The sequence below is a fragment of the Pseudomonas sp. 58 R 3 genome (assembly GCF_900006605.1).
Lineage (GTDB): Bacteria > Pseudomonadota > Gammaproteobacteria > Pseudomonadales > Pseudomonadaceae > Aquipseudomonas > Aquipseudomonas salomonii.
Genome location: NZ_CVTT01000065.1, coordinates 237243 through 262451 on the forward strand (window position 1 = coordinate 237243; position 25209 = coordinate 262451).

The following is a 25209-nucleotide window of genomic DNA, read 5'->3' on the forward strand; positions in this document are numbered from 1 at the left end:
GTGCGGGTGACGCAGAGCGTCACGGGATGCATTACCACGCAGAGCGTGGGAACGATCAGTTCTGAGCTGGACATTGCGCAAAAAAAAGCCCCCGGTCTTTCGGACCGGGGGCTTTTCTATTCAAACCAACATCAGAACTTCTTGATGTCAGCCTTGGTTTCCAACTGCTTGCGGTAGGCAGCAAAGTCCTGCTGGCCAATACGCGAGGCGAGGAAGCGGCGGTATTGCGCCTTTTCGTCGTCGGTAGGGGCTGCAGCTTCGTTGACGCCGTTCAATCGCACGATCACCAGGCTACCATCAGCCAGGGTCACGGTGGTGAAGGTCGGCTTGTCCTTGGCCGCAGGCTTTGGCATGCGGAACAGGGCTTGCAGCACGGCCGGCTCGATCGCTTCAGCGTTACGGGTCGCCGCTTCAGTCACCTTCCAGGCCTGGCCGTCGATCGGCTGGTTCAACGGGGTCTTGCCGTCACGCAGGCTGGCGATCAACTCGTCGGCATGGGTTTTGGCAGCCGCGATGGCGCGCTCTTTGGTCATCTGGGTGCGGATCGCAGCCGACACGCTTTCCAGCGGCAGTTGCGCAGGCTTCAGATGCTCTTTGGCACGCAGCACGATGACGGTTTCCGGGTCCAGCTCGATAGCGCCGCTGTTGGCACCTTCATCCAGCACTTCCGGGCTGAACGCAGCAGTGACCACGGCACGGTTGGCCGCAACACCTTCGCCACCTTCACGGCCAAACGGCGCGGACGTGTGCACGGTCAGCTTCAGGTCGGACGCCGGCTGAGCCAGGTCGGAGGCTTCGAATGCCGCGTCTTCCAATTGCTTGGTCGCCTCGACATAACGCTGCTCGACCTGCTGGGTCTTGAGTTCACGGGTCAGCTTGTCTTTCAGGCTGGCAAACGATGGCACTTCTGGTGCTTCAACGCCCAACAGCTTGATCAAGTGCCAACCGAAGGTGGTTCGCACCGGCGCCGACACCTGGTCCTTGTTCAAGGCATACAGGGCGGTTTCGAAGTCCGGGTCGTAGACGCCAGGGCCGGCAAAGCCCAAGTCACCGCCATTGTTGGCCGAACCTGGATCCTGGGAGAACTCCTTGGCCAGGGCTTCGAACTTCTCACCCTTGGCCAGGCGTGCCTGGATGTCTTCGATCTTGGCCTTGGCTTGCGCGTCGGTGGTCTTGTCGTTGACTTCAATCAGGATGTGCGCGGCACGACGCTGTTCAGCGAGGTTGGCGGTTTCTTTCTGATAGGCCGCCTGCAGCTCTTCGTCCTTGACGGTGACCTGGTCGAAGAAGGACGACTTCTTCAGTTCCAGGTAATCGATGACCACTTGATCGGGAGTCATGAACTCTTTGGCGTGCTGGTCGTAGTAAGCCTTGACCTCATCGTCGGTAAGCTTCACCGCCGCAGGGTCGGTCTTGATCTTGACGGTGGCAAAATCGCGGGTCTGTTTTTCCAGACGGGCGAAAGCCAGCACTTCGGCGTCGGTGACGAAACCGCTGCCGGCGATGCCTGCGCGAACCTGGCCGATCAGCATTTCCTGGGTCAGCATCTGACGGAATTGCATACGGGTGTAGCCCAGCTGACGGATCACCTGGTCAAAGCGTTCGGCACTGAACTTGCCGTCCACCTGGAATTCCGGCGTCTGCAGGATCACTTGGTCCAGCGCAGCTTCAGAGAAGCCGAACTTGGAATCCGCGGCGCCTTGCAGCAACAGCTTGCGATCGATCAGGCCCTTCAGAGCCGCTTCGCGCAGCAGTTTTTCGTCCAGCAGCGAAGCATCGAAATCCTTGCCCAACTGTTGCATCAGCTGGCGACGTTGCATATCGACGGCCTGGCCCAGTTCGGTCTGGGTGATTTCTTCACCGTTGACCTTGGCCACGTCCTGCTTGTTGTTACCCGAAGCCTGGAAAATGGCCTCGATACCGGTGAACGCCATCAATGCGACGATGATCCCGATAATGGTCTTGGCAATCCAGCCTTGTGAATTGTCCCTGATATTTTGCAGCATGCGTCCCCCAGAAACGGTTGATCTTCAAAAATTAGGCAACCGTGGAGCGTGGGTAGAGTCCGGATAGAAGAAAGGCGCATCCGAGGATGCGCCTTCTCGTAACTGGCGGAGCGGACGGGGTTTTGAACCACACCCCAGGCCCTGGCGACCCGATGGATACGCGGGTCAGCTGCCGCTCCGCTGCCAGGTCAGACCTGCGTCTGACCCGGGTAAGCAAGGCTTGAACGAAGCTTAGTTAACCGCTTCTTTCAGGGCTTTACCGGCTTTGAAACCTGGTTTTTTGGCAGCAGCGATTTGCAGTGCTTTGCCAGTCTGTGGGTTACGGCCAGTGCGAGCTGGGCGGTCAGTCACAGAGAAAGTACCGAAGCCTACCAGTACCACGGAGTCGCCGGCCTTCAGAGCGCCAGTGACGGATTCGATTACTGCGTCCAGCGCACGGCCGGCAGCAGCTTTCGGGATATCAGCGGATGCGGCGATAGCATCAATCAGTTCCGACTTGTTCACTCTAAGTCCCCTTATATATCTATTGAGTATGATTCTAAGTTTTTTGGTGAAAGCAAAAACCAGTGCTGAATGGCCTACAGACACTTAAGAGCCGCTTTATAACAAGGGCTCTAAAAAGCTGTCAAGGAAGCCCCCAGGCTTAATCGCATTAATGCGTGCTAATTCTTTCCTTGGAATCGGACTCGCGTTTTTCGTCCTTCGCGACAATCTCCGGAGCCACATCCGGCAAGGGCTCCGGCGCGTATTGCAGCGCAATTTGCAGGACCTCGTCAATCCATTTAACCGGTTTAATCTGAAGATCCTGCTTGATATTGTCCGGAATTTCCTTTAAGTCGCGAACATTCTCTTCAGGAATGATCACGGTCTTGATACCACCCCGGTGTGCAGCGAGCAATTTCTCTTTCAGACCACCGATGGCCAATACCTGACCACGCAGGGTAATTTCCCCGGTCATCGCCACATCGGCACGCACAGGAATGCCCGTCAGTGCCGACACCAGTGCCGTGCACATGCCTACACCCGCGCTAGGCCCGTCTTTGGGGGTCGCCCCTTCCGGCATGTGGATGTGGGTGTCGTGCTTCTCGTGGAAGTCCAGGGGGATCCCCAGGCTCTTGGCGCGGCTGCGCACTACGGTCTGCGCGGCGGTGATCGATTCGACCATCACATCACCCAGCGAACCCGTCTTGATAAGCTGGCCTTTGCCCGGGATCACCGCAGCTTCGATGGTCAGCAGTTCGCCGCCCACCTGGGTCCACGCCAGGCCAGTTACCTGCCCTACCTGATCCTGCTGCTCAGCCAGGCCGTAACGGAATTTCTTCACGCCCAGGAAGTGCTCCAGGGAATCGGCAACCACCTTCACCGAGAAGCGTTTTTCCAGCGAGTGCTCCTTGACCGCTTTGCGGCAAATCTTCGCAATCTGACGCTCAAGACCACGCACACCGGCTTCGCGGGTGTAGTAACGCACGATGTCGCGGATCGCTTCGACCTCAAATTCGATCTCGCCTTTTTTCAGGCCATTGGCCGAAATCTGCTTGGGCGCGAGGTATTTGACGGCGATGTTGATCTTTTCGTCTTCGGTGTAACCCGGCAGACGAATCACCTCCATCCGGTCCAGCAGGGCTGGCGGGATGTTCATGGAGTTGGAGGTGCACAGGAACATTACGTCGGACAAGTCGTAGTCGACTTCCAGGTAATGGTCGTTGAAATTGTGGTTTTGCTCGGGGTCGAGCACTTCGAGCAACGCCGAGGCCGGATCGCCACGCATGTCGCTGCCCATTTTGTCGATTTCATCGAGCAGGAACAGCGGGTTGCGCACACCCACCTTTGTCATTTTTTGAATCAATCTTCCTGGCATCGAACCGATGTAAGTACGGCGATGGCCACGAATTTCAGCTTCATCACGCACACCGCCAAGGGCCATGCGCACAAATTTACGGTTGGTCGCACTGGCAATCGACTCGGCCAGGGAGGTTTTACCCACACCCGGAGGCCCGACCAGGCACAACACCGGGCCACGAATTTTCTTCACGCGCTTTTGCACGGCGAGGTATTCGAGGATGCGTTCTTTAACTTCTTCGAGGCCGTAGTGGTCGGCGTCAAGGATCTCTTCGGCACGGGCCAGGTCCAGGCGCACCTTGGTCTGAGCCTTCCACGGCACCTGCACCAGCCAGTCGATGTAGGAACGCACCACGGTGGCTTCGGCCGACATTGGCGACATTTGCTTGAGCTTGTTCAGCTCAGCCATGGCCTTGGTCAGGGCGTCTTTAGGCAGGCCGGCGGCGTCGATGCGCTTTTTCAGCTCTTCGACTTCGTTGTGGCCTTCTTCGCTGTCGCCGAGTTCTTTCTGAATGGCCTTCATCTGCTCATTCAGGTAGTACTCGCGCTGGCTGCGCTCCATTTGTTTCTTCACGCGGCCACGGATGCGCTTCTCAACCTGCAGCAGGTCGATTTCGCCATCCAGCAGCGCCAGCACGTGTTCGACACGGGCCGGCAGGTCGATGATTTCGAGGATGTCCTGCTTCTGCTCGATCTTGAGCGCCATGTGCGCGGCCATGGTGTCGACCAGGCGGCTTGGCTCATCGATGCTGTTGAGAGAAGACAGCACTTCAGCCGGGACTTTCTTGCCCAACTGCACATACTGCTCGAACTGCGAGAGCAGGCTGCGCACAAACACTTCGGATTCGCGCTCAGGGGCTTCGACTTCATCGATCAGCGCCACTTCGGCGCGCAGATGCCCGTCCACCTCCATGAAGCGCTCGACCGCACCACGTTGCTCGCCTTCGACCAGCACCTTGACGGTGCCATCGGGCAACTTGAGCAATTGCAGAACAGTCGCAACGGTGCCGACGCGATACAGGGCGTCTTCGCCTGGATCATCATCAGCAGGATTCTTCTGGGCCAACAGCAGGATTTGCTTGTCGCCCGTCATCGCAGCCTCGAGGGCTTCGATAGACTTCTCGCGCCCCACGAACAGCGGGATAACCATGTGCGGATAGACGACGACATCACGCAACGGCAGGAGAGGCAATTCAATGGTTGTCTTCATGATTTCGCCTCTATGACAGTTGAAAAATTAGCTTGAAACCAAGATGGGGGCTGTACGCAAAAAAAACAAGCTCAATGCCAGCAGTTAAACGCATGAATAAACGCGAATTTAACCGCAAAACACAAACCGCCCCGAAAAACCGCCACATAAAAAGAAAGGGCCTCGAAAGGCCCTTGCTTGTACTGCGATGGCTTGACGCTTACGCGTCAGGTGCAGCCTTGGCAGCCGGCTCACTGTTTTCGTAGATATACAGTGGCTTGGACTTGCCTTCGATAACGCTTTCGTCGATCACCACCTTGCTCACCTCGGATTGCGAGGGGATTTCGTACATGGTGTCGAGCAACACGCCTTCGAGGATCGAACGCAGGCCACGTGCACCGGTCTTGCGCTCCAGTGCCCGTTTGGCCACTGATTTGAGCGCGTCGGTACGGAACTCGAGGTCTACACCTTCCATCTCGAACAGCTTGGCGTATTGCTTGGTCAGGGCGTTTTTCGGCTCGGTGAGGATCTGAATCAAAGCAGCCTCATCCAGCTCGTCCAACGTGGCCAGGACCGGCAGACGGCCAACGAATTCCGGGATCAGACCGAACTTGACCAAATCGTCAGGTTCGACTTCACGCAGAGACTCGCCTACCTTCTTGCCTTCTTCCTTGCTGCGCACTTCTGCACCAAAGCCGATGCCGCCACGGGTGGAACGTTGCTGAATAACCTTTTCCAGCCCCGAGAATGCACCGCCACAGATGAACAGGATGTTGCGCGTATCAACCTGAAGGAATTCCTGCTGCGGGTGCTTGCGGCCGCCTTGTGGCGGTACGGAAGCAACCGTGCCTTCGATCAGTTTCAACAGGGCTTGCTGCACGCCTTCACCGGAAACGTCCCGAGTGATCGACGGGTTGTCGGACTTGCGCGAAATCTTGTCGATTTCGTCGATGTAGACAATACCCATCTGGGCCTTCTCTACGTCGTAGTCGCACTTCTGCAGCAGCTTCTGAATGATGTTCTCGACATCTTCACCCACGTAGCCAGCCTCGGTGAGGGTGGTGGCGTCGGCGATGGTGAACGGAACGTTCAGCAGGCGAGCGAGGGTTTCTGCAAGCAGGGTTTTACCCGAGCCTGTAGGACCAATCAGCAAGATGTTGCTCTTGCCGAGTTCGACTTCGTCGCCTTTCTTGTCACGCTGGTTCAAGCGCTTGTAGTGGTTGTACACCGCTACCGCCAGAACCTTTTTTGCACGCTCTTGACCAATCACATACTGATCAAGGATGCCGCTGATTTCTTTAGGCGAAGGCAATTTATGCGCGCTGCTCTCGGCCTGGGCTTCCTGCACCTCCTCGCGGATGATGTCATTGCACAGGTCGACGCACTCGTCGCAGATAAACACCGAGGGGCCGGCAATCAATTTGCGTACTTCATGCTGGCTTTTGCCGCAGAAGGAGCAATAGAGCAGCTTGCCGTTGTCCTCGCCGTTGCGGGTGTCAGTCATTCGTTCGATCCAAATCCGATAGGCTTGCAACACAAGATGAAGGCTTATGCGGGCTTTTTCAAGCCCGCCGGTGGTCGGACATGCCGACCAGCCTTATTTTGAGGTGCTTATATTAAGCGGGGCGCTTTTCGATCACTGCGTCGATCAACCCGTATTCACGAGCAGCTTCAGCGCTCATGAAATTGTCGCGGTTGGTGTCACGCTCGATTTCTTCCAGGGTGTGCCCGCTGTGCTTGGCCATCAGCGTGTTCAGACGCTCACGAATAAACAGGATTTCCTTGGCGTGGATTTCGATGTCCGATGCCTGGCCCTGGAAACCGCCCAACGGCTGGTGAATCATCACACGCGAGTTCGGCAGGCAATAACGCTTGCCCTCGGCACCTGCGGTCAGCAGGAACGCGCCCATGCTGCAGGCCTGGCCGATGCACGTGGTCGACACGTTTGGCTTGATGAACTGCATGGTGTCGTAAATCGACATGCCTGCAGTGACCGAGCCGCCCGGGGAGTTGATGTAAAGATGGATGTCCTTGTCCGGGTTTTCCGCTTCAAGGAACAGCAGTTGCGCGCAGATCAGGTTGGCCATGTAGTCCTCTACCGGGCCGACCAGAAAAATCACTCGTTCCTTGAGCAGGCGCGAGTAGATGTCATAGGCGCGTTCGCCACGAGCAGATTGCTCGACAACCATCGGGACCAGGCCGCCGGCGGCCTGGATATCAGAGTTCTGCTGAATATAGGAATTACGGAACATGCTCTGCAGTTACTCCCAAATAGTCATGTCTTGAAAACGCATAAGCCAGCGCGAGGCTGGCTTATGGTTATATTTCGAACGAGTTGGACAATCAGTCGGCTTGTGCTGCTTCCGCCGGTTTGACTGCTTCTTCGTAAGAGACCGCTTTGTCGGTCACCTTAGCCTTCTGCAGAACAGTATCCACAACTTGTTCTTCCAGCACAACCGAACGTACTTCGTTCAGTTGCTGGTCGTTCTTGTAGTACCAAGCCACGACCTGCTCAGGCTCCTGGTAGGCCGAAGCCATTTCCTGGATCATCTCGCGAACGCGATCTTCGTCAGGCTTGAGGTCGAATTGCTTGACCACTTCAGCCACGACCAGACCCAGTACAACGCGGCGCTTGGCTTGCTCTTCGAACAGCTCGGCCGGCAGTTGGTCAGGCTTGATGTTGCCACCGAACTGCTGAACCGCTTGAACGCGCAGGCGATCCACTTCGTTGGACAGCAGGGCCTTGGGCACTTCGATCGGGTTGGCGGCCAGCAGACCGTCCATTACCTGGTTCTTGACCTTGGACTTGATGGCCTGACGCAGTTCACGCTCCATGTTCTTGCGAACTTCGGTGCGGAAACCGTCGATGCCGGTTTCCTTGATACCGAACTGGGCGAAGAACTCTTCGTTCAGCTCAGGCAGCTTAGGCTCGGAAACGCTGTTGACGGTCACGGTGAACTCGGCGGCTTTGCCGGCCAGGTCCAGGTTCTGGTAGTCAGCCGGGAAAGTCAGGCTCAGAACGCGTTCTTCACCGGCCTTGGCGCCAACCAGGCCGTCTTCGAAGCCCGGGATCATGCGGTTGGAACCCAGTACCAGCTGGGTGCCCTTGGCGGAGCCGCCAGCGAATGCTTCGCCGTCAACCTTGCCAACGAAATCGATGTTCAGCTGGTCTTCGTTCTGGGCGGCACGCTCGGCCACTTCGAAACGAGTGTTCTGCTTGCGCAGGATTTCCAGCATGTTGTCCAGGTCGGCATCCGCCACGTCAGCGCTCAGGCGCTCAACGGCGATGTCTTCGAAACCGGCAACGGTGAATTCCGGGAACACTTCGAATACGGCAACGTATTCCAGGTCTTTACCGGCTTCCAGGGATTTAGGCTCGATCGAAGGCGAACCCGCCGGGTTCAGCTTGTGCTCGACAACAGCTTCGTAGAAGGAAGCCTGGATCACGTCACCCACAGCTTCCTGACGCGCATCGGCACCAAAACGACGCTTGATTTCGCTCATCGGCACTTTGCCTGGACGGAAACCAGCGATCTTGGCCTTTTGGGCAGTCTGCTGCAGACGCTTGTTGACCGCAGTCTCAATACGCTCTGCCGGAACGGTGATGCTCAGGCGGCGCTCGATGGCAGTAGTATTTTCAACAGAAACTTGCATGGATATTCCTCGTTGCACAGACGTTAGCCGGCCGTTTCCGACCCCAGAATCAAGGGCATGCATTCTAGTGGGTCAAACTCAAGAAGTCACCCTACTGAAAACGGGTGGAAAAACAGCAGGCCATTTATAGGTTCAAGTGCACGCATGCACCTCATCCCGTTAGCAAATACAGCGCATCCCGCCAGGGCTCTAGGCCAGCCCTTCTATATATAGAAGAGCCGGATGCACACCCCGGCGAGCGACCCTGCAAGCAAGGTCGAAGGGTGTGGCGGCAGCATCGAGAAACACAAATACGATGAAACGCCCTACCCCGGAAACTCAAAACACTCAAACAAAAACGGCACAGCCCTTTTTCAGGTACTGCGCCGTTATTCGCTATTAAATAGCTGTACTGACCCTTATATAGCCGCGGATCAGTTCTACACGCTCAAAACCGGCAACGATTCTAACGCCAAGGCATTGAGAATGCTTGTTTTTTCTTGACGTCAATCAAGGCCGCAGGCCTGGTGCCGGTCGATGGCGGCAAAAACCCGACTGCGCGCCCGGTGCAGCAGCACCCGCGCGTTGCACAGACTCACGCCCAGCAACTCGGCAATTTCCTCAAGCTCAAGCCCTACACGCTCACGCAGCACAAGCGCGGCGCTCTGAAGCGTCGACAGTTCCTGCAGCGTGCGCTCGATACAGGCACGCAGCTCATCCTCACTGGCTAGCGCCTCGGGCGTATCTTCATGCCAGCCCACCGGCACCGACAACCACTGGCCGCTGGCGGCGCAAAAGCGCTCCTGACCCAGCGCGTCGTCGAAAAACACTTCGCGCCGATTCCGACCATAGCGGCCCTTGGCTTTATTGGCCGTAATGGTCAGCACCCAGGTCTTGAGGCTGGAGCGCCCCTGAAAACCACTCAACCCGCGCACAATCGCCAACCAGGCATCCTGCACCACGTCATCGACATGCCGATGCCCGGCAATCGCCGAAGCCACCGCACGCATGGCGCCCTGATGGGTGTTGACCAGGTCGCAATAGGCCGCTTGCTCCCCCAACAGCAGGCGCCCGAGCAAGTATGCTTCGCCAACCGCCATTCCCTGATTGTGATCCTGCTGTTGTGCCAACATTTTTCAGACCCTCCACGTAGCAGCGGATGAGGATCCAGGCCCGTCCACGGCCATCCTCGTCAATACATACGCGGCCGGGCATTTTTCGGATGCAAAAAAAAGCGCCAGATCATTGATCTGGCGCTTTTTAGAATATGGGGTGGACGAAGGGGATCGAACCCTCGACAACGGGAGTCACAATCCCGTGCTCTACCAACTGAGCTACGCCCACCATATTGCATCAACAAGGAACTCGAACACCTTCCTTGTCTGGCCTCACCCTGCCTGATGGCCGGATGACGCTTAATTGGTGCGGATGAAGAGACTCGAACTCTTACGCCTCGCGGCGCTGGAACCTAAATCCAGTGTGTCTACCAATTCCACCACATCCGCGCTTGAAGCTCTTAAAGCAAAGGCGCCAGACGATTAATCTGGCGCCTTTTTAAATATGGGGTGGACGAAGGGGATCGAACCCTCGACAACGGGAGTCACAATCCCGTGCTCTACCAACTGAGCTACGCCCACCATCTAGCGCTACTTGTGCCAAAGCTGCCTAATGGCGCACCCGGCAGGACTCGAACCTGCGACCATCCGCTTAGAAGGCGGATGCTCTATCCAGCTGAGCTACGGGCGCCTTATTAATCTGTACTCGTTGAAGATTACAAACTAAGTGCTTCCAGCCTTGCAGAACAGCTCTATCTGCTCGACCTTCTTAACCAGTGCTAGGCTGTGCCCGACAAGTGCGACGAATAGTATAGACGGCCTTGATACCCGTCAAATCTTTTTTGAAAAAAACTGATTTTATTTAAGGGGTTAGGGCAATTTGCAGACCAAGCGCCTTTGCCCTCACGTCATGGCGTGCGAGAATGCGCGCACTTTTCTTCCCCCTCTCGATGGTTAATCACGCGTAATGACTGCACAACTTATCGACGGCAAATCAATCGCCGCCAGCCTGCGCCAGCAGATCGCCAAACGAGTCACCGAGCGCCGCCTGCAAGGCCTGCGCACGCCTGGCCTCGCGGTGATCCTGGTCGGCAGCGATCCTGCCTCTCAGGTTTATGTCTCGCACAAGCGTAAAGACTGTGAAGAGGTCGGCTTTATTTCCAAGGCCTACGACTTGCCTTCCGAGACCACCCAGCAGGCGCTTACCGACCTGATCGACGGCCTCAACGACGACCCGGCCATCGACGGCATCCTGCTGCAATTGCCGCTGCCCGAGCACCTGGACGCCTCCAAACTGCTGGAGCGCATCCGCCCGGACAAAGACGTCGACGGTTTCCACCCGTATAACGTCGGCCGCCTGGCCCAGCGTATTCCGCTGCTGCGCCCGTGCACCCCGAAGGGCATCATGACCCTGCTGGAAAGCACCGGCGTCGATCTGTACGGCCTCGATGCGGTAGTGGTCGGTGCCTCCAACATCGTCGGTCGCCCGATGGCCATGGAACTGCTGCTGGCCGGCTGTACCGTGACTGTCACCCACCGTTTCACCAAGGACCTCGCCGGCCACGTCGGCCGCGCCGACCTGGTGGTGGTTGCCGCCGGCAAGCCGGGCCTGGTCAAGGGCGAGTGGATCAAGGAAGGCGCCATCGTCATCGACGTAGGCATCAACCGTCAGGATGACGGCAAGCTGGTCGGCGACGTGGTGTACGAAACCGCCCTGCCCCGCGCCGGCTGGATCACCCCGGTACCCGGCGGTGTCGGCCCGATGACCCGTGCGTGCCTGCTGGAAAATACCCTGTACGCAGCAGAAACCCTGCACGACTAATAACCAGCGGTACTGAAAAAGCCCTGCCTTATCGCAGGGCTTTTTATTGCGCGGCTAAAAACCCTTTTTTTCTTAGTTTTTAAGTACTTTCGTCTGGTTCTAGAAGAACATTCGACAGTTCTTCGTCCATACTCCTAAAATGTAACGGCATTTATCAAAAAACCGTTCTCGAACGGCATTTTCCTTACTTTTTTTAGCGAGTTCACCCGCGTGAAAATTCGTCTCTCTCTTGTCAGCCTATTGTTTGCATTTACAGGCACCTTCGCGCACGCCAGCGAAACCACTATCGCCCCGCGTGATACTTCCAAACTGCAGATCGCTTCCGGCAGCGCCATCCTGGTCGACCTGCAGACCAATAAAGTCATCTACGCCAGCAACCCCGATGTGGTGGTGCCGATTGCCTCCGTCAGCAAGCTGATGACCGGCCTGATCGTGCTCGAAGCCAAACAGAACATGGATGAGTACATCGACATCAACATCAAGGACACGCCGGAAATGAAAGGCGTGTTCTCCCGGGTGAAAATCGGCAGCGAAATGCCGCGCAAGGAAATGCTGCTGATCGCCCTGATGTCCTCGGAAAACCGCGCCGCCGCCAGCCTGGCCCACCACTACCCGGGCGGCTACCCGGCGTTTATTGCAGCAATGAATGCCAAAGCCAAGGCGCTGGGCATGACCAGCACGCATTACGTGGAACCTACCGGCCTGTCGATTCACAACGTGTCCACCGCCCGCGACCTGAGCAAGCTGCTGGCCGCTGCGCGTAAATACCCGATGCTGAGCCAACTGAGCACCACCAAGGAAAAGACCGTGGCGTTCCGCAAGCCCAACTACACCTTGGGTTTCTCCAACACCGATCACCTGATCAACCGCGCCAACTGGGATATCAAGCTGACCAAGACCGGCTTCACCAACCAGGCCGGCCATTGCCTGGTGCTGGTGACCAGCATGGGCAACCGCCCAGTCTCGCTGGTGATCCTTGATGCGTTCGGCAAGTTCACCCACTTCGCCGATGCCACGCGTATCCGCAACTGGGTCGAAACCGGCCGCAGTGGCTCGGTGCCGGATGTGGCGTTGCGTTACAAGGCCGACAAGAACCTGAAGAGTCGCCCGAACGCGGCTGAAGTACGCCGCTGAATAGTGTGGGAGCCAGCTCCCACACTAGCAAGCTCCCACAGGCATTGACCTTCAGTGCCTTCTACTTTCTTTCCGCCAGCACCTTGAGTGCCTGCGCCGCCGCCTGTTCCTGCCCGGCCTGCGCCGTGGCATTGGCAGAATCACGCCAGCGCTGCACATCCACATTCGCCGGCAACTGGCTAGGGCGCTGGGTCAAAATCGCCCAGTGCCCTGCACTCTTCCACGCCGATTCAAAATCACTGAAGCTCATCAACAACCGCCGGTCCATGCCCGAGCGCAGCAACACCGTGCTCTTCTGCTGATTGAACCCCACCACCACCACATAACGCGTCCCCGACCACATGCTCGGATTAATCCGCGCCATCACCGGGTAACCCGCCGCCACTTGCGCCAGCACGCCCGTCAACTGGCTGTCCAGCGGGTACACCATCAGCCCGTATTCACGCGCCAGCACCTGCATGTTGCGCTCAAGGTTCGCCTCGCCGCCCGGCAAGTGCAGCGGTTTGTCGAGCAAGCCGGGTGTCATGACAATGCCTTGTTGCGACAGCATGCTGGCTAATGCTGAAGGACCGCTCTGATAGGCCTCGCTGCGATACGCCGGCACGCCCGTGAGTTCAACGCGCTCCGGCAAGCCCGCCAGTTTCGACGGGTGCCCGGAGCACGCCGCCAACCCGAGGGCGCACGCCAGCAACAAGGAGGTTTTAACGTTCGAGCGTAAGCGCAATTTTTTACTCTCTTGATCAACGGCCGGTAAGGGCCCAGATCATAGCCCAATCGCATTCAGGGAGCAGTGACAGCGCGCTGATATAGCCAACAAGTTGGACCGATTCGACCATTGGTCAATAGCACGCAACCGTCAGCTGGCTAGACTGTCCATTGAGAAGACTGTGTGTGCCCCCAGCGGGGCGAAAGGAGGCCGGAATGAGCCTTGCAACAACGATTTTCATGTTGGTCTGCGGTTGGCTGGCAGTAGCAGCCGCGATGTTGTGGGGCGTGATGCGCATAACGCGTCGGCATCACCACCCCCATGTCACACCTGCTGCACCGGCCAAGCCGCACAAGGCCGAGGTGCATCACGCCTAGCCTGGCATGCAACTGAAGTCTTGAGTCGCGGCCACTTCCTTGCCGCGACCGTCCTTGAGCACGGCACGCACAGTAGTGCCCAGGCTGGATTCCACCAGCGTGTAGTGCTCACCCGCCTTGAAATTCCTGTACTCGACCCGGCCCTGGCAGTCTTGCTGGTTGTCGTCGCCCGGCTCTTCTTCAAACAGTGTCACATCCAAACGATGGTCCCCCGGGGTCACTTCAAAATAACGGCCGTCGTCCACGCGGTGGCCGTCGACGCGCTCGGCCATCAGGTCATTTGGCGCTTCTTCCTTCAAACCAATCCACGCTTCGCTCGGGTCAGCTTTAGGGAGGGGGCCGGCGCAGGCCGACAACAACAAAACAACACCCAGTGCGGGGATCAATAACAAAGGTTTGAGTGACATGGCAGGGCTCCAAAGGGCTTCAGTAAAAATGGTTGGAAGCGATTCAACTGTATCGCCGCCGATGGGTGACAAGCTTGGAGAGCGGCCTTATGTAGAACAAATGAATACATATGAAACGATCTTCAGCCGTTAACTAAATGTTCCTTCACCTGGCTGAAAGGTGCGTGTTAGGTGGGTCGGGCAAGACTGCCGGGGTTTGCAATCCTGCTCCCTCGGAGGTTCACGCATGCTCGGGCTGGTAAAGACCGCACTGCAAAAGCCCTACACGTTTATTGTGTTGGCCATATTCATCTGCATCATCGGGCCGATGGCGGCCCTGCGAACCCCCACGGATGTTTTTCCCGATATCGGCATCCCCGTCGTCGCTGTGGTCTGGCAGTACAACGGCCTGTCACCGGACGCCATGGCCGGTCGGGTGATCTACACCTACGAACGCTCCTTGAGCACCACCGTTAACGACATCGAACACATCGAATCGCAATCGCTGCCCGGCATGGGCATCGTCAAGATCTTCTTCCAGCCCGGCGTGGATATCCGCACCGCCAACGCCCAAGTAACGGCCGTGTCACAAACCGTGCTCAAGCAGATGCCACCGGGCATCACGCCGCCGCTGATCCTTAACTACAGCGCTTCCACGGTGCCGATCCTGCAACTGGCGTTTTCCAGCCCCAGCCTCTCGGAAGCCAAGATCCGCGACCTGGTGCAGAACAATATCCGCCTGCCCCTGAGCGCCCTGCCCGGCCTGGCCATGCCCACGCCAATGGGCGGCAAGCAACGCCAGATAACCCTCGACCTCGACCCCCAGGCGCTGGCCGCCAAAGGCTTGTCGGCCCAGGACGTGGGCAACGCGCTGGCGCTGCAAAACCAGATCATTCCAGTGGGTACCGCCAAACTCGGCCCCAACGAATACACGATCCTGCTCAACAACAGCCCCAAGGCGATTGATGAGCTCAACGACCTGCCGATCAAGACGGTCGACGGCGCAATCATCACCATCGGCCAGGTGGCCCATGTGCGTGACGGCTCGCCGCCGCAGACCAACATCGTGCGCGTCGACGGCCACCGTGCAGTGCTGATGCCGGCGTTGAAAAACGGCAGCATCTCTACCCTGTCGATCATCGACGGCATCCGCCAGATGCTGCCGCGCATCAACGAAACCCTGCCGCCGTCGCTTAAAACCTCATTGCTGGGCGACGCCTCGGTGTTTGTTAAACAATCGGTGGGCAGCGTGGCCCAGGAAGGCATCATCGCGGCGCTGCTGACCAGTGCGATGATCCTGCTGTTCCTCGGCAGCTGGCGCTCCACCTTGATCATCGCCGCCTCGATCCCTCTGGCGGTGTTGTCGGCCATTGCATTGCTGGCGGCCACCGGGCAAACCCTCAACGTGATGACCCTCGGCGGGCTCGCGTTGGCGGTGGGGATTCTGGTGGATGACGCCACGGTGACCATCGAAAACATCAACTGGCACCTGGAACAAGGCAAGGCGGTGAAGACCGCGATCCTCGACGGCGCCGCGCAGATCGTCGGCCCGGCGTTTGTGTCGCTGCTGTGTATCTGCATCGTGTTTGTGCCGATGTTCCTGCTGCAAGGCATTGCCGGTTACCTGTTCCGGCCGATGGCGCTGGCGGTGATTTTCGCCATGGCCAGCTCGTTCATTCTCTCGCGCACCCTGGTGCCGACCCTGGCGATGTTTTTGCTCAAGCCGCACGTGCCGGAGCAAGGGCCTGGGCATCACCCGGAAGATGAGTTCATCAACCATCACGAAGGTGAACAGCACAAGAAACCGCGCAACCGCGTGCTGCAATCGGTGCTGAACTTTCAGCAGGGTTTCGAGCGGCACTTCTCGAATATCCGCGACACCTACCACGGCCTGCTGACCCTGGCGCTGGGCGCACGCAAGCGCTTTATCGTCGGCTTCCTGGCCTGCGTGCTGGCCTCGTTCCTGCTGTTGCCAAGCCTGGGCCAGGACTTCTTCCCGGCCACCGACGCCGGCGCCCTGGCCCTGCACGTGCGCTTGCCATTGGGCACGCGTATTGAAGAAAGCGCGGCGGCGTTCGACCGCATTGAAGCGCGGATTCGCGAAGTGATCCCCGCCGCAGAGCTCGACACCATCGTCGACAACATCGGCATCCCGCTCAGCGGCATCGACATGGCCTACAGCAGCAGCGGCACCATCGGCCCGCAGGACGGCGACATCCAGGTCAGCTTGAAAAAGGACCATGCGCCGACCGCCGACTACGTGAAAAAACTGCGAGAAACCTTGCCGCAAAGCTTCCCCGGCAGCCACTTTGCGTTCCTGCCTGCCGACATCAGCAGCCAGATCCTCAACTTCGGTGCCCCCGCGCCGCTGGACGTGAAAATCTCCGGGCGCAGCGATGCGCAAAACCGCGCTTACGCCATCGAACTGGAACGCCGCCTGCAGCATATTCCGGGCATTGCCGACCTGCGCATCCAGCAGTCCACCGGCTACCCATCATTGCAGGTGAACGTCGACCGCATGCGCGCCAATGGCCTGGGCATCACCGAGCGAGACGTCACCAACAGCATGGTCGCCTCGCTCGCCGGCAGCTCCCAGGTCGCGCCGACGTTCTGGCTTAACCCGGCCAACGGCGTGTCCTACTCCATCGTCGCCGCCACCCCGCAATACCGCCTCGACAGCTTGCCGTCACTGGAAGCCTTGCCGGTGACCGGTGCCGATGGGCAATCGCAAATCCTTGGCGGCCTGGCGAGCATCTCCCGCGTGCAGAGCCCGGCGGTGGTGACCCACTACAACATCGAACCGACCCTGGACCTGTACGCCAACGTGCAAGGCCGCGACCTCGGCGGCGTGGCCCGTGACGTGCAAAAGGTGCTGGATGACACCGCCTCCATGCGCCCCAAAGGCGCGGTGATCAGCCTGCACGGGCAGATCGATGCGCTGCATGAAGCCTTCAGCGGTTTGAGCTTCGGCTTGCTCGGCGCCGTGGTGCTGATCTACCTGCTGATCGTGGTCAACTTCCAGTCGTGGGCTGACCCGTTTGTGATCATCACTGCACTGCCGGCGGCGCTGGCGGGGATTGTGTGGATGCTGTTCCTCAGCGGCACCTCATTGTCGGTACCGGCGCTTACCGGCGCCATCCTCTGTATGGGCGTGGCCACCGCCAACTCGATCCTGGTGGTGAGCTTCTGCCGTGAACGCCTGGCCGAACATGGCGATGCGTTAAAGGCCGCCATGGAAGCCGGTTACACGCGCTTCCGCCCGGTGTGCATGACCGCCCTGGCGATGATCATCGGCATGTTGCCGCTGGCGATTTCCGAGGAGCAAAACGCTCCGCTCGGCCGCGCCGTCATCGGTGGCTTGATCTTCGCCACCATCGCCACGTTGTTGTTTGTACCCGTGGTCTTCAGCCTGGTCCACGGTCGTCACCCTACTCGCGAAGTTGCTGGAGAAACCCCACATGTCGTCTGATCACAAACCCTCGCGCAAGCGTCTGATGCTCCTGGGTGTCGGCGGCCTGACATTGGCCGCCCTGTTGGTCGCCAACGGCCTGCACGCCCGCACCACCCACGAAGAAGCGGTGACGGCCTGGACCGAAACCGCCGCCATCCCCCAGGTGATGGTGTTCCAGCCCAAGCTCAACGCGGCCGGCGATACCCTGCGCCTGCCCGCGCACCTCGACGCCTGGAGCAAGGCGCCGATTCATGCGCGGGTGAGCGGCTATTTGAAAGACTGGAAAGTCGACATCGGCAGCCAGGTGAAAGCCGGGCAAAGCCTCGCCGAAATCGACAGCCCGGACCTCGACCAGCAGCTGGCGCAAACCCACGCCCGCCTGCTTCAGGAACAGGCCAATGCACGCCTGGCCGCAACTACCGCCACACGCTGGCAGAACCTGCTCGCCAGCCATTCGGTGTCGCGTCAGGAGGCGGATGAAAAAACCTCCAACGCCGCCGCGGCCAAAGCCAACGCCGAGGCGGCGGCTGCCGACTATGCGCGGCTGTCGGCGCTGGAAAGCTATAAGACTATTCGTGCGCCGTTCGCCGGTACCATCACCGCGCGCAACACCGATATCGGCCAGTTGATCAAGGCCGACACCGACAGCGACCCGGAACTGTTCAACATCGCCGACACCCACCAACTGCGCCTGTATGTGCCGGTGCCGCAGAACTACGCGTCGGTGATCCATCCTGGGCTTGAGGCCGAACTGACCGTGCCCGAGCACCCTGGCGAACACTTCAAGGCGCGCCTGATCGGCGACTCCACCGCCATCGACCGCCGTTCGGGCACCCTGCTTGCGCAATTCGTCGCCGACAACCCCAACGGCGAACTGCTGCCCGGTGACTACGCCGAAGCCACCCTGCCAATCCCGGCCGACACCCATGGCGTGAGCATCCCGGCCAGCGCCTTGATCTTCCGCGCCCAAGGCACCCAGGTGGCGGTGCTGGACGCGCATAACCATGTGCACCTGCAAGACATCCACATCGGCCTGGACCTGGGCGAGCGCCTGGTAATCGACCAGGGCCTCAAACCCGCCGACCGCGTGGTCGACAACCCGCCCGACGCCCTGCGCGAAGGCGACCCGGTCCAGCTTGCCCAAGCCGGAGGTGCCCATGCGCATAAGGTTTAACCCCCTCGCGGCGTTAGTGCTGCTGACCTTGCAGGGTTGCTCGATGGCGCCCACCTACAAGGTGCCCTCGGTTGACTTGCCGGCCGGCTACCGCGAACAGACCAGCGATGGCCCGTGGCACAGCGCGCAACCGTCCGACCAACTGGCACCCCAATGGTGGACGCTCTACAACGATTCGCAGCTCAATGACCTGCAACAGCAACTGCTCAAGGCCAACCCGGACCTGGCGGCGGCGCTGGCGCACTTTGATGCATCCCAGGCCTATGCCAGCCAATTGCATGCCGGGCTATTCCCGCAAATCACCGCCAGCGCGCAGCCGCTACGCCAGCGGCAATCGGATTCGCGGCCACTGCGCGGCGATACGCAGCCGTCGGTGTACAACAGCAATGCCGCCGCGTTTTCCCTGAGCTACGACCTCGACCTGTGGGGCAAGATTCGCAATCAGGTCGCGGCGGGTGACGCCCAGGCACAAGCCTCCGGGGATGACCTGGCGGTGGCGCGCCTGAGCCTGCAGCACCAGTTGGCGACCTTGTATGTGCAGCTCAATGGGCTGGATGCGCAGAGCCGGATCCTCAATAGCTCGCTGGAGGATTTCAGCCAGGCGCTGCAACTGACCCGCAGCCGATACGAAGGCCAGATTGCTTCGGAGCTGGACCTGACCCGTGCGCAAAGCCAGTTGGCCGAAGCCAAGGCTCAACTGGATGAAGTGCGCGGGCAACGCAACCTCACCGAGCACGCCATTGGTGAATTGGTGGGCGTGGCAGCCAGTAACTTCACGCTGCCGCCGAGCCAGCAGTTGATTGCCTTGCCGGGCATCCCCTCGCAGCTGCCGAGCCACCTGCTGCAACGTCGCCCGGACATTGCGGCGGCGGAACGGCGGGTGTTTGCGGCCAATGCCAATATTGGCGTGGCCAAGGCGGCGTGGTACCCGGATTTCAGTCTCACCGGGCTGATCGGCGGGCAGACTCAAGGGGTTGGCAACCTGCTGTCTGCCGGTAACCGCTATTGGGCGCTGGGGCCGCTGGTGAATCTGCCGATCTTTGAGGGTGGGCGGCTGAGCGCCAATGAGCGGCAGGCCAAGGCCGAGTTTGAAGAAGCGTCGGCGCAATACCGTAGCCATGTGCTCAAAGCGGTGCGCGAGGTGGAAGATAACCTGGCGCAGCTGCGGGATTTGCAGCAGCAAGCCCAGGATGAGCAAGCGGCGGCGGACGCAGCAGAACATACGCAGGCGTTGGCGATGAACAGCTATCAGGCCGGGGCCGTGAGTTATCTGGATGTGGTCACCGCGCAAACGGCAGCGTTGCAGGCGCAGCGAACCTTGCAGGCCGTGCAGACCCGGCAGTTGCAGGCGAGTGTGGGGTTAGTCACCGCGCTCGGCGGCGGCTGGCAACCCGGCGTCTGACACAGTTCCCCAGCATAGCCGGGATTAAAGGTGGGAGCTGGCTTGCCTGCGATGGCGGTGAACCAGTCGCCTGACGGGTTGGCTGACACACCGCCATCGCAGGCCAGCCAGCTCCCACACTTAGAGCGTCCAGAGCGCGGGAACGATCAATTTCATCCCTCTGGCCGGCTATTCAGAAAAATGTTCACCGCTGTGTAATCACTGCCGTTGGCATGTCGGTACAAGGTGCTGCTGTGATAATCAGACACTTCGCCCTCCACCGAAACGGCAACCGCCCTGCCTTGAACATCAACCTTTGCGGCGGCATCGCGTGTAACCAGAAACGGATTGGCGTTTTCCAATTCAGACAATACTTCTGCGTCGGCGCCCAGGGTTCGATAAACATAGTATCGGTAGTTGAACGGAACCGTTGCACCACCACGGTCATCCTTGACCGCATAGATGGATGCTTCGCCGTTCAGCGGAACCTGCAGTACGACTTCTGTCAATTGCGGACGCCCTGGCGAAAATAACCCGTCAGCAGCGATATACAGCAAGCACAGCGCCAGCAGCGTCGTGGTAACCATCGAATAGAGTGACGTCCTAGTAGAACCTGAACCTGGCATACCTGATTCCTTCCTTGATCCAATGCTGGTCGACTGGGTCATCACCAAAGGGCGCATCGCCCCACCAACGACCAAACTCGGGTCTGTCTGTACCGGCTCTGGTTTGAGCAAGCCCCGCTGCACGCAGAAGCACTTCTTCACTGAACCCGGCAGCAATGCCTACAGCACCATAATGAAAGTTTCCAAACGCTTCATACTCTTTGGAGATTTGCTTGTAGTCCCAAGGCCCGCGATTACGAACCTGAGTATAAAACCAAGAGTACATGAACGCTGAACCTGCTTTGAGCACATCCTTCTTATGTGCGGCGATGAACATATTTTCGTTAACTGATACGCCAGGCGGCGGCTTAGGGTTTGCCATTGCATGCTTCCTTTGCATTAGGTTTTTTCGAGGCGAAACCTAGCACTGGAAACGAAGAGTTTTGAGCGCCGCAAGATGTAAAAGAAACTTCGTACGATAGATTAGGACACGCCCTGCACCAGCCCCTCAAAACGGGCTTTTTCTTACAGGTTTTTAGGGTTGTTGCTCGGAACGGCTGTCACTAGTCTTCGCTAGTCGCTGCTAACTCAGCGACCGGACGTGAGAAATCCGAACAACTCCATTGGCGCGAACGCGCTCACCATATACAGTGCAGACGCTTTTTTGTGCTCGCTGTAATGGCGGCTGTGCGCGGGCATGCTTCGGCGTGGCCGAGTTCCTGGAGACTTGGTTTTCTCACTCCGCGTACAGCTGCCACCCACAGTCCGTGAGAAAGATTTGGGGGTAGCCAGCCCTTAATTCTCCAGGAGTTACCTCATGATCAAAGAAAGTCCAAACCCACCTTCGGACTCAAACCTGCTCTTCACCCTCCGCCCCAATCTCGACACCGAAACCCTGCTGGTCAATGCCTCTCAGGATCTGGAATCCATCACTGCCATCGCGGCGAACCTGGCTTTTGAAGTTGAAGGTCCGCAGCGCAGCGTGGTGCTGGGAATTTGTCGGATGGTGGAGGGTGTGCAGTTGCTGGTTGATCGAGTCGTAGAGGGAAGCGGCGAGGCACGTGTGCAGTAACGGCGTCGCCTGTCAGGGCCTCTTCGCAGGCAAGCCAGCTCCCACATTTGGAATGTATTCACAGATCAAAAGGTGGAAGCTGGCTTGCCTGCGGTGAGCATAGGAATCTACCCAACTTTTCAAAGCTGCCACATTCCTCTGTGGCGAGCAGGCTTGCCCTGCGTTGGGCTGCGCAGCAGCCCCAATGTAGACACCGAGATACTCCTGAAAGAACTCTGCGTCGGTTTTTTGGGGCTGCTGCGCAGCCCAACGCAGGGCAAGCCTGCTCGCCACAACAGCCCGCTTGCCACAGACTTTGTATTCAACAGAAGTTGCTTAGATACCTGTACTGCAATAGCGGCCTATCAGGCAGCAAGCTTCCCGCCGGCGATCGCCGCCGATGCCGCCACCATCGCCCGCAACAACACCGCACACCCTGCCGCCAGATCATCCGGCGCGGCATTCTCGATTTCGTTATGGCTGATGCCGCCTTCACACGGCACAAAGATCATCCCCGCCGGACCCAGTTCAGCAACAAAGATCGCGTCGTGCCCTGCCCCGCTGACAATATCCATGTTCGACAAGCCCAACCCATTCGCCGCATCGCGCACAGCGTCCACGCAGCCTTTGTCGAAGTACAAAGGCGGGAAGTCGGCAGTGGGTTCCAGCTCAAACGTCAGCCCATGCTTGGCACAGGTCTCGTCGATCACCGTGCGCACCTGGGCAATCATCGAATCCAGCCGCGCCGGTTCCAGGTGACGGAAGTCCAGGGTCATACGCACTTCACCGGGGATCACATTGCGTGAGCCTGGGTAGGCTTGCAGGCAACCGACAGTGCCGCACGCATGCGGCTGATGCCCCAACGCCGCCGCATTCACCGCCGCCACCACGGCGGCCGCGCCCACCAGCGCATCCTTGCGCAGGTGCATCGGCGTCGGCCCTGCATGCGCTTCAACGCCACGCAGTTTCAGGTCAAACCACTTCTGCCCCAATGCCCCCAGCACTACGCCGATGGTTTTCTTCTCGTCCTCCAGAATCGGGCCTTGTTCGATATGCGCTTCAAAATACGCGCCCACCTTGTGACCACTGACCGGCCGCGTGCCCGCATAGCCAATCGCATTCAACGCATCGCCCACGCTGACGCCTTCCACATCGACCTTGGCCAAGGTATCGGCCAGGGTGAATTTCTCGGCAAACACACCCGAGCCCATCATGCACGGCGGGAAGCGCGAGCCTTCTTCGTTGGTCCACACCACCACTTCCAGCGGCGCCTCGGTTTCGATCTTGAGGTCGTTGAGGGTGCGCAGCACTTCCACACCTGCCAGCACGCCGAAGCAGCCGTCGAACTTGCCGCCGGTGGGTTGGGTGTCGATATGGCTGCCGGTCATCACCGGTGGCAGCTTGGGGTCGCGGCCAGGGCGCCGCGCGAAAATATTGCCGATGCCGTCGATGGTCACGGTGCAACCCGCGTCCTCACACCACTGCACAAACAGGTCGCGGGCCTTGCGGTCGAGGTCGGTGAGGGCCAGGCGACACACGCCGCCCTTGGGCGTGGCACCGAGTTTGGCCAGGTCCATCAGCGACTGCCACAGGCGGTCGCGGTTGATGTGCTGATGGGTCGATTGCAGAACGTCCAGGGCAGCGTTCATGGGGATCTCCTCAGGCTGTGTTTTTTATGAATTGGCGCGGTTCCAGCAGTGAAATGAGGTCAAAAATGTGGGAGCGGGCTTGCTCGCGAATGCGGTTATCAGTCGCCGCACATGTCGCCTGACACGACGCATTCGCGAGCAAGCCCGCTCCCACATTTGATTGGATTCCAACCTTTTACAGCGGTGTTTTTACCGCCAGCGGCAGAGCTCGGCGCTTGGCATTCAAGCCGTAATACAACAACCCACCCAACGCCGAGCCGGTGAACCAGCCGTAGCTGTAAAACCAGCTGAACGCATCACTGCCCAGCGACAGCAAGGTCAGCACCACCGGCACGCCGAAGGCCACAAAGCCGCTCCAGTTCCATGCCGGGTACACGTCGTCGCGGTACAAACCGGCCAGGTCCAGCTGCTGTTTGCGCGTGATGAAATAGTCCACCACCATGATCCCGGCAATCGGGCCGAGCAGGCTGGAGTAGCCCAGCAACCAGTTGGAATACACGGTTTCCAGGCTCACATCCGAGACGATCAACCCAAGCTTTTTCAGCAGTTCGTGGGCCATCAATGCCAGCCCGACCAGGCCGGTGAGGATCACCGCCGTGGTGCGGTTGATCAGCTTGGGCGCGATGTTCTGGAAGTCGTTGGTGGGCGAGACGATGTTCGCGGCGGTGTTGGTGGACAAGGTGGCGATGATGATCAGCGCCATGGCGATGGCGACCCACACCGGGCTCTGGATATGCCCGATCAAGGTGACCGGGTCGGAAACACTCACACCCACCAGCTTCACCGATGCGGCGGTCATGATCACGCCGAGGGCGGCGAACAGGAACATGGTCAACGGCAGGCCGAAAATCTGCCCGAGAATCTGGTCCTTCTGGCTTTTGGCGTAGCGGCTGAAGTCGGGAATATTCAGCGACAAGGTGGCCCAGAAGCCCACCATGGCCGTCAGCCCGGCCATAAAGTAACCGGTAAGGCTTGCGCCTTCGGGGCGCTTGGGTGGGATTGCCATCAACTCGCTGAGGGACACATTGGGCATTGCCCACACCAGCAAGCCAATCCCCACCGCCACCAGCAAAGGCGCCGACAGGGTTTCCAGGCGCTTGATCGACTCGGCGCCACGCAGCACCACCCACAGGTTCAAGGTCCAGAAAATCATGAAACCGATCACTTCACCGGTGCCGCCGAGGGACTTCCAACCTTCGAAAATCGAACCCAGGAACAGGTGAATCGCCAGCCCGCCGAACATCGTCTGGATGCCAAACCAGCCACAGGCCACCAGCGCCCGAATCAGGCACGGCACGTTGGAGCCGAGGATGCCGAAGGACGAGCGCAACAGCACCGGAAACGGAATGCCGTACTTGGTGCCCGGGAAGGCGTTAAGGGTCAGCGGGACCAGCACCACGATATTGGCCAGCAAAATTGCCATCAGCGCCTCGCCCACCGACAGCCCGAAATAGGCGGTGAGCACGCCGCCCAGGGTGTAGGTCGGCACGCAAATCGACATACCGACCCACAGCGCAGTGATGTGCCACTTGTTCCAGGTGCGTTCATGCACCTTGGTCGGTGCCATGTCGTGGTTGTAGCGCGGGCTGTCGAGGACGTCGGGGCCGGCGTCGAGTTCATACAGGCCGTTGCGTTCAATGACTTGCGATCTGTTCTGTTGCATGGCCGCTCCACGGTTTTTTTAAAATTATTGTTGCTCATCCAGCGCGTGGCGCCGGATGGCCGGAGTACCTCGTAAACAACATGACATC

21 protein-coding genes and 4 tRNA genes are annotated in these 25209 nt (G+C 59.0%); 8 read left to right on the forward strand and 17 right to left on the reverse strand.

Annotated elements, in window-relative coordinates; translation table 11 throughout:
* Positions 1-131 precede the first annotated feature (131 nt).
* The 6 genes from BFP92_RS22185 to tig all read right to left on the reverse strand — a co-directional run bounded on the left by BFP92_RS22185 (position 132) and on the right by tig (position 8688).
* On the reverse strand, positions 132-2006 hold the full coding sequence (locus tag BFP92_RS22185; RefSeq protein WP_065931107.1) for a SurA N-terminal domain-containing protein: 1875 nt from the start codon (positions 2004-2006) through the stop codon (positions 132-134).
* Between the two features lie 231 nt (positions 2007-2237).
* Positions 2238-2510 carry an HU family DNA-binding protein gene (locus tag BFP92_RS22190; protein ID WP_003174819.1) on the reverse strand — a complete coding sequence of 91 codons (273 nt, stop codon included), beginning with the start codon at positions 2508-2510 and terminating at the stop codon, positions 2238-2240.
* 148 nt (positions 2511-2658) lie between these two features.
* Entirely contained in the window at positions 2659-5055 is a 2397-nt protein-coding gene (lon, locus tag BFP92_RS22195; protein WP_065931108.1) for an endopeptidase La, read from the reverse strand.
* A gap of 199 nt (positions 5056-5254) precedes the next feature.
* Positions 5255-6538 carry an ATP-dependent Clp protease ATP-binding subunit ClpX gene (gene clpX / locus BFP92_RS22200; protein WP_017136464.1) on the reverse strand — a complete coding sequence of 428 codons (1284 nt, stop codon included), beginning with the start codon at positions 6536-6538 and terminating at the stop codon, positions 5255-5257.
* Positions 6539-6650: 112 nt separating this feature from the next.
* Positions 6651-7286 carry an ATP-dependent Clp endopeptidase proteolytic subunit ClpP gene (clpP, locus tag BFP92_RS22205; RefSeq protein WP_003174822.1) on the reverse strand — a complete coding sequence of 212 codons (636 nt, stop codon included), beginning with the start codon at positions 7284-7286 and terminating at the stop codon, positions 6651-6653.
* 91 nt (positions 7287-7377) lie between these two features.
* Positions 7378-8688, reverse strand: coding sequence for a trigger factor (gene tig, locus BFP92_RS22210; RefSeq protein WP_056861394.1), 1311 nt, complete (start codon positions 8686-8688; stop codon positions 7378-7380).
* A gap of 222 nt (positions 8689-8910) precedes the next feature.
* Between tig and BFP92_RS22215 the strand changes: the two genes are divergently transcribed.
* Positions 8911-9171: a hypothetical protein gene (locus tag BFP92_RS22215; protein WP_058420897.1), complete on the forward strand. Its 261-nt coding sequence runs from the start codon at positions 8911-8913 to the stop codon at positions 9169-9171.
* A 2-nt stretch (positions 9172-9173) separates the two neighbouring features.
* On the opposite strand, the gene BFP92_RS22220 is transcribed toward BFP92_RS22215, so the two are convergent.
* From BFP92_RS22220 to BFP92_RS22240, 5 genes are all read right to left on the reverse strand, one after another.
* Entirely contained in the window at positions 9174-9767 is a 594-nt protein-coding gene (locus BFP92_RS22220; protein ID WP_065931187.1) for an RNA polymerase sigma factor, read from the reverse strand.
* Between the two features lie 168 nt (positions 9768-9935).
* Positions 9936-10011: transfer RNA gene (locus BFP92_RS22225), tRNA-His, on the reverse strand.
* Positions 10012-10087: 76 nt separating this feature from the next.
* Positions 10088-10172, reverse strand: a tRNA-Leu gene (locus BFP92_RS22230).
* 56 nt (positions 10173-10228) lie between these two features.
* Positions 10229-10304, reverse strand: a tRNA-His gene (locus tag BFP92_RS22235).
* A gap of 32 nt (positions 10305-10336) precedes the next feature.
* Positions 10337-10413, reverse strand: a tRNA-Arg gene (locus BFP92_RS22240).
* 276 nt (positions 10414-10689) lie between these two features.
* On the opposite strand from BFP92_RS22240, the gene folD reads away from it, so the two are divergent.
* Positions 10690-11544 carry a bifunctional methylenetetrahydrofolate dehydrogenase/methenyltetrahydrofolate cyclohydrolase FolD gene (gene folD, locus BFP92_RS22245; RefSeq protein WP_056861391.1) on the forward strand — a complete coding sequence of 285 codons (855 nt, stop codon included), beginning with the start codon at positions 10690-10692 and terminating at the stop codon, positions 11542-11544.
* A 210-nt stretch (positions 11545-11754) separates the two neighbouring features.
* On the forward strand, positions 11755-12678 hold the full coding sequence (gene pbpG, locus BFP92_RS22250) for a D-alanyl-D-alanine endopeptidase (RefSeq protein ID WP_065931109.1): 924 nt from the start codon (positions 11755-11757) through the stop codon (positions 12676-12678).
* A gap of 61 nt (positions 12679-12739) precedes the next feature.
* Here the strand turns inward: pbpG and BFP92_RS22255 are convergent, their stop codons facing one another.
* Complete coding sequence (locus BFP92_RS22255) at positions 12740-13402, reverse strand: peptidase C39 family protein (RefSeq protein WP_065931110.1); 663 nt, start codon at positions 13400-13402, stop codon at positions 12740-12742.
* 197 nt (positions 13403-13599) lie between these two features.
* Here BFP92_RS22255 and BFP92_RS31795 point away from each other — a divergent pair, with 197 nt between their 5' ends.
* Complete coding sequence (locus tag BFP92_RS31795; RefSeq protein WP_163005485.1) at positions 13600-13761, forward strand: hypothetical protein; 162 nt, start codon at positions 13600-13602, stop codon at positions 13759-13761.
* On the opposite strand, the gene BFP92_RS22260 is transcribed toward BFP92_RS31795, so the two are convergent.
* Positions 13758-14168 (reverse strand): PA0061/PA0062 family lipoprotein, encoded by a 411-nt coding sequence (locus BFP92_RS22260; protein ID WP_065931111.1) that lies wholly within the window; start codon positions 14166-14168, stop codon positions 13758-13760. The genes BFP92_RS31795 and BFP92_RS22260 overlap by 4 nt on opposite strands.
* A gap of 226 nt (positions 14169-14394) precedes the next feature.
* Between BFP92_RS22260 and BFP92_RS22265 the strand changes: the two genes are divergently transcribed.
* The 3 genes from BFP92_RS22265 to BFP92_RS22275 are packed head-to-tail and all read left to right on the forward strand — an operon-like array spanning position 14395 to position 20174.
* The gene (locus BFP92_RS22265) at positions 14395-17616 is read left to right on the forward strand and encodes an efflux RND transporter permease subunit (protein WP_065931112.1); all 3222 of its coding nucleotides are present in this window, start codon (positions 14395-14397) and stop codon (positions 17614-17616) included.
* The gene (locus BFP92_RS22270) at positions 17606-18772 is read left to right on the forward strand and encodes an efflux RND transporter periplasmic adaptor subunit (RefSeq protein WP_065931113.1); all 1167 of its coding nucleotides are present in this window, start codon (positions 17606-17608) and stop codon (positions 18770-18772) included. The genes BFP92_RS22265 and BFP92_RS22270 overlap by 11 nt, the downstream gene beginning before the upstream one ends.
* Positions 18756-20174 (forward strand): efflux transporter outer membrane subunit, encoded by a 1419-nt coding sequence (locus tag BFP92_RS22275; RefSeq protein ID WP_065931114.1) that lies wholly within the window; start codon positions 18756-18758, stop codon positions 20172-20174. Before BFP92_RS22270 ends, BFP92_RS22275 begins: the two co-directional genes overlap by 17 nt.
* 152 nt (positions 20175-20326) lie before the next feature.
* On the opposite strand, the gene BFP92_RS22280 is transcribed toward BFP92_RS22275, so the two are convergent.
* Positions 20327-20779 carry a hypothetical protein gene (locus tag BFP92_RS22280; RefSeq protein WP_065931115.1) on the reverse strand — a complete coding sequence of 151 codons (453 nt, stop codon included), beginning with the start codon at positions 20777-20779 and terminating at the stop codon, positions 20327-20329.
* Positions 20757-21095, reverse strand: coding sequence for a polymorphic toxin type 44 domain-containing protein (locus BFP92_RS22285; RefSeq protein ID WP_083221780.1), 339 nt, complete (start codon positions 21093-21095; stop codon positions 20757-20759). The genes BFP92_RS22280 and BFP92_RS22285 overlap by 23 nt, the downstream gene beginning before the upstream one ends.
* A gap of 480 nt (positions 21096-21575) precedes the next feature.
* Here BFP92_RS22285 and BFP92_RS22290 point away from each other — a divergent pair, with 480 nt between their 5' ends.
* Positions 21576-21830: a DUF6124 family protein gene (locus BFP92_RS22290; protein WP_065931117.1), complete on the forward strand. Its 255-nt coding sequence runs from the start codon at positions 21576-21578 to the stop codon at positions 21828-21830.
* 344 nt (positions 21831-22174) lie between these two features.
* On the opposite strand, the gene BFP92_RS22295 is transcribed toward BFP92_RS22290, so the two are convergent.
* Positions 22175-23458 carry a Zn-dependent hydrolase gene (locus tag BFP92_RS22295; RefSeq protein ID WP_065931118.1) on the reverse strand — a complete coding sequence of 428 codons (1284 nt, stop codon included), beginning with the start codon at positions 23456-23458 and terminating at the stop codon, positions 22175-22177.
* Between the two features lie 175 nt (positions 23459-23633).
* The gene (locus BFP92_RS22300) at positions 23634-25121 is read right to left on the reverse strand and encodes an NCS1 family nucleobase:cation symporter-1 (RefSeq protein WP_065931119.1); all 1488 of its coding nucleotides are present in this window, start codon (positions 25119-25121) and stop codon (positions 23634-23636) included.
* Between the last annotated feature and the right edge of the window lie 88 nt (positions 25122-25209).